We start from the raw sequence: 7,671 nt of genomic DNA, 5'->3' as shown, positions 1-7,671 counted from the left end.
AAGCCATCGCCTGACGTGATTCGTGCGTACGGTCGTCGCCATGCGAAGCGTGACGCGGGAACAGGCCATCGCCTACCGGCTGTCCGTGAACCACCTGGTCGACCGGCTGCCGCCCGGGTCCCAGGAGCAGGCGGCGTACGTCGGCCTGCAGGACACCGCGCCGCGGGACGCGCTGCTCGGCATGGCCGCGCGGATGGCCGGGTGCGTTCCGGGGGACTGGGAGCACCCGTCGCTGATCCAGACGTACAGCCCGCGCCAGGCCGTGTACGTGCTGCCGGCGCGCGACTTCGGCGTGTTCACGCTGGGCCGGCTGCCGCTCGATCAGGACGCGGTACGTCGGATCGACAGCCTCGCCGACCACGTGTGCGACGTACTCGCCGGGGAGGAACGCCGCGGCGCCAACATCCACGGTCTGCGTGCGGCCTGCGCCAGCGGCCGGATCGCGCTCCGCTGGGACACCACCTCGCTGTACGTCCGTGAGGTCCCGCGCCCGGCCATCGACGTACGCGAGGCCCACCGCGAACTCTGCCGCCGCCACCTCCGGTACTTCGGCCCCACGACGCCCAAGGTCTACGCCTGGTGGTCCGGCCTGTCACCCGCCGACGCCCGCGCCGTCTGGAACGAGCTGGCAGACGAGTTGCTCGAGGTCGACTTCGCCGGCGTACCAGCGTGGATCCTGGCAACCGCCGAATCCGACCTGCACGAGGCCCCACCACCAGTCGGCGTACGACTCCTCGTCGCCTCCGACCTCCGCCTCCTCGGCCGCGACCGCGAAGCCCGCTTCATAGCCCCCGGCCTCCGCAAACTAACCCCAGCCGCCGACACCTTCCACCCCAACGCCCTACTCATCAACGGCCAACCAACCGCCGCCTGGGGCCGCAAGGGCGCCCGTGTAGACGTAGTCCTCTCGCAGCAGCTCACTCAAGACCAGTACGACGCCCTGCACGCCGAAGTAGCGGCCCTACCGCTCCGGAACCCGCAGCTGTCCGTAAGAATCGGGGCATGCCAGTCTCAGCCAACTGTCCCTGTGGTCAGGTCCGGGCGTACGTCGAGTGTTGTGGGCCGCTCCATCGGGGTGAGGTCACGGCGGCGACGGCCGAGCAGTTGATGCGGTCGCGGTATACCGCGTTCGTGATGCACGATGCGGCGTACCTGCGTCGGACTTGGGCGTTGGCTACCCGGCCCGCGACGATCGACTTTGATCCGGATCGCCGGTGGACCCGGTTGGAGATCCTGGGGACCACCGGCGGTAGTCCGTTCCACACTGAAGGCACGGTTGAGTTCAACGCGCACCACACCACCGGCGTACAGCACGAGAACAGCACGTTCGTCCGTGAAGCCGGTGATTGGGTGTACGTCGCCGCGCTGTGAGCTACGCCGGGCTACTCAGGGATCTGGTACGTCGGGGTGATGATCGCGCGCGCCAGGGTGTGGAAGGCCAGGTTGAAGCCGACGACCGCCGGGGTCGCGTCGGCGTCGACGTCCAGGGCCTCGACGTCGATCGCGTGGACCACGAAGTAGTAGCGGTGGACCTGGTCGCCGGCCGGTGGGGCGGCGCCGCCGAAGGCCTTGGCGCCGAAGTCGTTGCGGACGTGGAAGGCGCCGTTGTCGAGGCGTTCGGTGGCGCCGGCGCCGGCCGGGAGCTCGGTGACGGTGGCCGGGAGGTTGACCAGCACCCAGTGCCAGAACCCGGAGACGATCGGCGCGTCCGGGTCGAAGCAGGTCACGACGAAGGCCTTGGTCTCCGCCGGGAACCCGGACCAGCTGAGCTGCGGCGAGGTGTTCCCGCCCGCGAACGCGTGCGCGTCGGCCAGCGGCTCGCCGTCGGCGACGTCGGTACTGGTGACGGTGAACGCACCGGCCTCCGGGAGCAGCTTGTACGGGTCCGGTGCGACGGGACGATCGAGTGACATCAAACAGCCCTCCGGCATCTCGGGACGTGTGGTGATGCCGACATTACTGTCCACAGATCGCCGGTCCGTCCCGGGGCAGCCGTGCAGGGATGCGAAGATCGTGCGGAGGCTACGAGTGGAGGACTGGTGGACGAGTACCTGGAGCGGATCACGCCCGCTGATCAGGCGGCGATGCGGGCGGCCGAGGAACGGCATGCGCGGCTGACCAAACCGGCCGGCTCGCTCGGCGTACTCGAGGAGCTGTCGGTGCAGCTCGCCGGGATGACCGGCGCCCCCGCGGTACCGGCTCCCGCGGTCGTCGCGGTGTTCGCCGCCTCCCACGGCGTGCACGCGCAGGGCGTCTCCCCGTGGCCGCAGGAGGTGACCGCCGCGATGCTGGCGAACTTCGCCGCCGGCGGCGCCGCGGTCAACGCGTTCGCGAAGAACAACGGCGTCGACGTACGGGTGGTTGACGTCGGCGTCGCGACCCCGGTCGACGGGCTGGACATCCTGCACGCGAAGGTCCGCCCGGGCACCCGCGACCTGTCGCAGACCGACGCCCTGACCGAGGACGAGGCCCAGCGGGCGATCGCGGTCGGCTTCGACCTCGCGGACAAGCTGGTCCACGACGGGTACCGCTGCCTGCTGACCGGCGACATGGGCATCGCCAACACCACCGCCTCGGCCGCGCTGATCGCGACCTTCACCGGCGCGACCGCCGACGCGGTCACCGGGCGCGGCACCGGCATCGACGACGCGGCGCTCGCGCACAAGACGGCCGTCGTACGGGAGGCGCTCGCGCTGCACGCCGTACCGCCGACCGAGCCGTTGAAGGCGCTTCAGTCGTACGGCGGCCTCGAGCACGCCGCGCTGGCCGGGTACATCCTGGGCGCCGCGGCGAACAAGGTCCCGGTGATCCTGGACGGCGTGATCGCGGGCGCGGCGGCCCTGGTCGCGCAGGCGTTCCACCCGGCCGTCATCGACTACTGCGTGGCCGGGCACCGGTCCGCGGAGCCGGGGCACGCGGTGGCGCTCAAGCAGCTCGGCCTGCAGCCGCTCGTCGACCTGGACCTGCGGCTCGGGGAGGGCACCGGCGCGGTGCTCGCGTACCCGATCCTGACCTGCGCGGCGCGGGCGCTGGCCGAGATGGCCACGTTCGAGGACGCGGGGATCGATTCGTGACGCAGCAGTACCTGTCCGGGCTCGTCCTCGAGGGGCGGCGCGTGGTCGTCGTCGGCGGGGGCGGCGTCGCCCAGCGGCGGCTGCCCCGGCTGCTCGAGTCCGGCGCCCGGATCGACCTGGTGTCGCCGTCGATCACGCCGACGATCGAAGGACTGCTCGGCAACCCGTCGCTGACCTGGATCCAGCGCGGGTACGCCGACGGCGACCTGGAGGGCGCCTGGTACGTCGTGGTCGCGACCGACGACGCCGCCGTGAACGACCAGGTGTCGGCGGAGGCCGAGGAGCGGCGGATCTTCTGCGTACGGTCGGACGACCGGTCCCGCGCGACCGCGTGGACGCCCGCGTCCGGGCAGCACGGGAACGTGACGGTCGGCGTCCTCGGCGGCGGCGATCACCGGCGGTCGGCCGCCGTACGGGACTCGATCCTCGAGGGGCTGCGGACCGGCGAGCTGGCGGCGCGGGACGCGGAGCGGCGGCCCGGGGTGTACCTGGTCGGCGGCGGGCCGGGGGATCCGGATCTGATCACGGTCCGCGGGCGGCGGCTGCTGGCCGAGGCGGACGTGGTGGTCGCGGACCGGCTGGCACCGCAGCCGCTGCTGGACGAGCTGCATCCGGACGTGGAGCTGTTCGACGCGGCGAAGCTGCCGCGCGGACGGGCGGCGCAGCAGGAGGAGATCAACCGGATCCTGGTCGACCGCGGGCTGCAGGGGAAGGTCGTCGTCCGGTTGAAGGGCGGGGACCCGTACGTGTTCGGGCGCGGGTTCGAGGAGGCGCTGGCGTGCGCGGCGGCCGGGGTGCCGTGGACGGTGGTGCCGGGCATCACGAGCTCGATCTCGGTGCCGGCGGTGGCCGGGATCCCGGTCACGCACCGCGGGGTGACCCACGAGTTCACGGTCGTGTCCGGGCACATCCCGCCGTCGCATCCGGACTCGCTGGTGAACTGGGACGCGCTCGCCCAGCTCCACGGCACGCTCGTCCTGCTGATGGCGGTCGAGAACCTGCCGGTGATCGCTTCTCGTCTGATCGAGGGCGGTCGGCCGGCGAACACCCCGGCGGCGGCGATTGCCGACGGCACCCTTCCTGGTCAGCACATGGTGACCTCCGACCTGGCCGGGATCGCTCGCGCAATGCAGGAGAACGGCGTCGGTGCCCCGGCGATAGTTGTCATCGGCAACGTAGTCGAGGTGGCCGCACAGTTGGACGGGGCGGCGCAGGCGTGACACTGGTTTCGGTCGAGGACGCGGGGGACGCGCGGCTGGCGGACTACGTGAAGCTGCGCGAGGTGAATCTGCGGCGGTTGCTCGAGGAGGAGCACGGGCTGTTCATCGCCGAGGGGGACAAGGTGATCCGGCGCGCGGCGGATGCCGGGTACGAGCCGCGCTCGTTCCTGCTCGCGCCGCGGTGGCTCGACTCGCTGCGGGACGTGCTGGAGAAGTGGCCGGACAAGCCCGTGTACGTCGTCTCGGAGGAGCTGGCCGAGCAGGTCACCGGGTTCCACGTGCACCGTGGCGCGCTCGCGTCCTACAAGCGCCGGGCCGCCGTACCACTGGCCGACCTCCTGACGGCCGACGTACGGCGGATCGCGATCTTCGACGACATCGTTGACCACACCAACGTGGGCGCCGGTTTCCGGGCCGCGGCCGCGCTCGGTGTCGGGCTGGTGCTGGTGACGCCGACCTGCGCCGACCCGCTGTACCGACGGTCGATCAAGGTGTCGATGGGTACCGTCTTCCAGATCCCGTGGACCCGCCTGCAGAGCTGGCCGGGCGACCTGAAGCTCCTGCAGGAGCACGGGTACGTCGCCGCCGCGATGGCGCTGGCCGACGATTCGATCACCCTCGACCAACTCGCCGCCCGCAACGACGACAGGCTCGCGCTGATCTTCGGCACCGAAGGTCACGGCCTCAAACCCGACGTCCTCCGCCAGGCCGACCTCACCGTCCGGATTCCGATGGCCGGCGGCGTCGACTCGCTCAATGTCGCTTCCTCGGCAGCGGTCGCCTTCTACGCAACGCGATAGACCTGCACGTCGTGGAACACTGCCCGCCATGGACATCAACTGGGTGGGCGCCGTGCTCGCGCTCGTGGCCGGCATGGTCGTGGCGGGAATCTGGTACGGCAAGGCCTTCACGACCATCTGGTGGAAGCTGACCGGCATCACCCCGGAACAGTCCAAGCAGGCGAGCCGCAAGAACACGATCCAGCTCCTGATCGCGAACGCCATCACGGCAGCCGGCCTCGCGATCGGCAGCGCGATGGCAGCCAAGGCGTTCGACAACCATTCAGTCTGGCCGGCGCTGCTGGTCGGCCTGGTGGCCTGGCTGGGGTTCTCGGCGTCGACCTTGCTCCAGCACAACGCCTTCGAGCTGAAGCCGCCGAAGCTGACCCTCATCAACTGCAGCTACCAGCTCGTGCTGTTCCTCGCGATGTCACTCGTCATCGGAGTGCTGTGAGCCCGAAGGTCGTTCTCGTCACCGGGATGCAGGCCGCTGGGAAGTCGACGACCGCGCCGTTGCTGGCGGCACGGATGGGGCCGCCGGCCGCGACCCTCGACGGGGACGTCTTCTACCGCGGCGTCGTCGCCGGCGCGGAGATCATGACTCCGGAGCCGTCAGCGGAGGCGATCCGGCAGTTGGAGTTGCGGTACGACGCCAGCGCCCTGGTCGCGCAGCACTACGCCGATGCCGGGTTCGACTTCGTTTGTAGCGACATCGTGCTGGGCGAGTACGTCGAACGCTGGTTCGCCCGGCTGCACGACGTCGAGCCGTACCTCGTCGTACTCGTCCCGAGCGTCGAGTCGGTCGTGGAGCGGGAGATCGGGCGTGGCGGCAACAACGCGTACCGCGACTGGGGCCCCTCGCTCGAGGACGGCGTACGTGCGCTGCAGGCCAGTCTGGACGAGATTCCGCGCCGGGGTCTGTGGCTGGACACCACCGGTCAGACCCCGGAGGAGACGGTTGACGCGATCGACCTGGAGAAGGCGCGCTGGTGACCGGTCAGGTCGCGGGGGTTTCCTCGTGCTCCTGGCCGTGGTCCACCATCGGGGAGACCGGCCAGTCGCTGGGGTAGTCCGGGGCGAACTCCTCCGCCTCGGCGAACAGGCGCTTCTTGTACTTGCGGGACAGCCGGTCGCCGAACACCATGCCCTGCGTGTGATCGGTTTCGTGCTGCAGGCAGCGCGCGAGCAGACCGTTGCCCTCGTACGTCACCGGCTGGTTGTGCTGGTCGACGCCGGTGACCTTGGCGTAGTCCGGGCGCGCGCACTTGGTGAACGCACCGGGCAGCGACAGGCAGCCCTCGTCGCCCTCGTCGAGGTTGCGGTCCTTGCCCTCCGGGACCTCGATCTTCGGGTTGCACACCACGCCCTGGACGTGGTTGCCGTCCTTGTCCGGGCAGTCGAACACGAACAGCTGCAGGTCCACACCGACCTGGTTCGCCGCCAGGCCGACGCCCTCGGCCGCGTTCATCGTCGCGACCATGTCGGCGACCAGCGTCTGCAGGTCGTCCCCGAAGTCGGTGACAGGCTGATTGACCCGGTGCATGACGTCCTCACCCCAGCGGGTGATGGGCCGCACCGAACCGTTCCCAGGCAACGTAGACATGCCGGAAATCCTAACGTGCCCCCGCCTTGAGCACCCACCAACCGTTTGCGTGCGGTAGTTGTGGTTGGCGGGTGCTCAAAGTGTCGCTACTTCGCGTTGGCCTCGTCGCGCCAGTCGACCCACGCGCGGAGCAGACCGAGGTCGTAGTCCGGGCCGGACGAGGACACCGTGAACAGCCGGGTGCCGACGTCGAGCAGGCCCTTGCCGATCTCCTCGGGCGACTTGTCGCCGACACCCGCCGAGCGCTCGATCTCGCCCGGGTCGCGGCCAATCGTCTTGCAGTGCTCGTCCAGTACGGCGTGCTTGTGCGCGAGCGTCTCGGCGTCGCCGAAGCCGTGCCAGATGTTCGCGTGCTGGGCGACCAGCTTCAGCGTCTTCTTCTCGCCGCCGCCGCCGATCAGCACCGGGATGTCGCGGGTCGGCTTCGGGTTGAGCTTGGTCCAGCGCTGCTCGATCCGCGGCAGTGCCTCGCCGAGGGCGTCCAGCCGGCCGCCCGCCGTACCGAAGTCATAGCCGTACTCGTCGTAGTCCTTCTCGAACCAGCCGGAGCCGATACCGAAGATCAGCCGGCCGTCGCTGATGTGGTCGACGGTGCGCGCCATGTCGGCGAGCAGGTCGGGGTTGCGGTAGGAGTTACAGGTGACCAGGGCGCCGATCTCGACCCGCTCGGTCGCCTCGGCCCACGCGGCCAGCATGGTCCAGCACTCGAAGTGCAGACCCTCGGGCTCACCGCTGAGCGGGTAGAAGTGGTCCCAGTTGAACACCACGTCGACGCCGATCTCCTCGGCCGCGGCGACGGTACGCCGGATGTCGGCGTACTGGGCGTGCTGGGGCTGAACCTGCAGACCGATCCGCACGGGAAACGCACCGTACGGCCGGTCGGTGGACTCGGAAGCTGTCATGGTGGAGATCCTATCGGCCTTTACGGAGGCCCCTCCGGATAGACCGGAATCAGATCGGGGGTACGACGGCATGCCGGACGACGTCGACGAGTT

General features: G+C 70.1%; 10 protein-coding genes. 7 read left to right on the top strand and 3 right to left on the bottom strand.

Features of this window, described 5'->3' with window-relative positions:
• Positions 1 to 40: 40 nt before the first annotated feature.
• Positions 41 to 1,108: a DNA glycosylase AlkZ-like family protein gene (locus VFF46_RS22950; RefSeq protein WP_325039251.1), complete on the top strand. Its 1,068-nt coding sequence runs from the start codon at positions 41 to 43 to the stop codon at positions 1,106 to 1,108.
• A complete protein-coding gene (locus VFF46_RS22945; protein WP_325039250.1) occupies positions 1,108 to 1,371 on the top strand; it encodes a YchJ family protein in 264 nt (87 codons plus the stop codon). Before VFF46_RS22950 ends, VFF46_RS22945 begins: the two co-directional genes overlap by 1 nt.
• 11 nt (positions 1,372 to 1,382) lie before the next feature.
• On the opposite strand, the gene VFF46_RS22940 is transcribed toward VFF46_RS22945, so the two are convergent.
• Positions 1,383 to 1,913 carry a YbhB/YbcL family Raf kinase inhibitor-like protein gene (locus tag VFF46_RS22940; RefSeq protein WP_325039249.1) on the bottom strand — a complete coding sequence of 177 codons (531 nt, stop codon included), beginning with the start codon at positions 1,911 to 1,913 and terminating at the stop codon, positions 1,383 to 1,385.
• A 126-nt stretch (positions 1,914 to 2,039) separates the two neighbouring features.
• On the opposite strand from VFF46_RS22940, the gene cobT reads away from it, so the two are divergent.
• From cobT to VFF46_RS22915, 5 genes are read left to right on the top strand one after another with little or no spacing between them, the layout of a single operon-like run.
• A complete protein-coding gene (gene cobT / locus VFF46_RS22935) occupies positions 2,040 to 3,074 on the top strand; it encodes a nicotinate-nucleotide--dimethylbenzimidazole phosphoribosyltransferase (RefSeq protein WP_325039248.1) in 1,035 nt (344 codons plus the stop codon).
• Complete coding sequence (gene cobA, locus VFF46_RS22930) at positions 3,071 to 4,294, top strand: uroporphyrinogen-III C-methyltransferase (RefSeq protein WP_325039247.1); 1,224 nt, start codon at positions 3,071 to 3,073, stop codon at positions 4,292 to 4,294. The genes cobT and cobA overlap by 4 nt, the downstream gene beginning before the upstream one ends.
• Complete coding sequence (locus VFF46_RS22925; RefSeq protein WP_325039246.1) at positions 4,291 to 5,094, top strand: RNA methyltransferase; 804 nt, start codon at positions 4,291 to 4,293, stop codon at positions 5,092 to 5,094. Before cobA ends, VFF46_RS22925 begins: the two co-directional genes overlap by 4 nt.
• 28 nt (positions 5,095 to 5,122) lie before the next feature.
• Positions 5,123 to 5,527 carry a DUF1761 domain-containing protein gene (locus VFF46_RS22920; RefSeq protein WP_325039245.1) on the top strand — a complete coding sequence of 135 codons (405 nt, stop codon included), beginning with the start codon at positions 5,123 to 5,125 and terminating at the stop codon, positions 5,525 to 5,527.
• Positions 5,524 to 6,066: an AAA family ATPase gene (locus VFF46_RS22915; protein WP_325039244.1), complete on the top strand. Its 543-nt coding sequence runs from the start codon at positions 5,524 to 5,526 to the stop codon at positions 6,064 to 6,066. Before VFF46_RS22920 ends, VFF46_RS22915 begins: the two co-directional genes overlap by 4 nt.
• Positions 6,067 to 6,070: 4 nt before the next feature.
• Here VFF46_RS22915 and def read toward each other — a convergent pair whose 3' ends face one another.
• On the bottom strand, positions 6,071 to 6,676 hold the full coding sequence (def, locus tag VFF46_RS22910) for a peptide deformylase (RefSeq protein ID WP_325039243.1): 606 nt from the start codon (positions 6,674 to 6,676) through the stop codon (positions 6,071 to 6,073).
• Positions 6,677 to 6,762: 86 nt separating this feature from the next.
• Complete coding sequence (locus tag VFF46_RS22905) at positions 6,763 to 7,578, bottom strand: LLM class F420-dependent oxidoreductase (protein WP_325039242.1); 816 nt, start codon at positions 7,576 to 7,578, stop codon at positions 6,763 to 6,765.
• Positions 7,579 to 7,671 lie beyond the last annotated feature (93 nt).

Source organism: Kribbella sp. (assembly GCF_035655035.1).
In the GTDB taxonomy this organism is placed as follows: domain Bacteria; phylum Actinomycetota; class Actinomycetes; order Propionibacteriales; family Kribbellaceae; genus Kribbella.
This window is presented reverse-complemented; position numbering and strand designations above follow the sequence as displayed.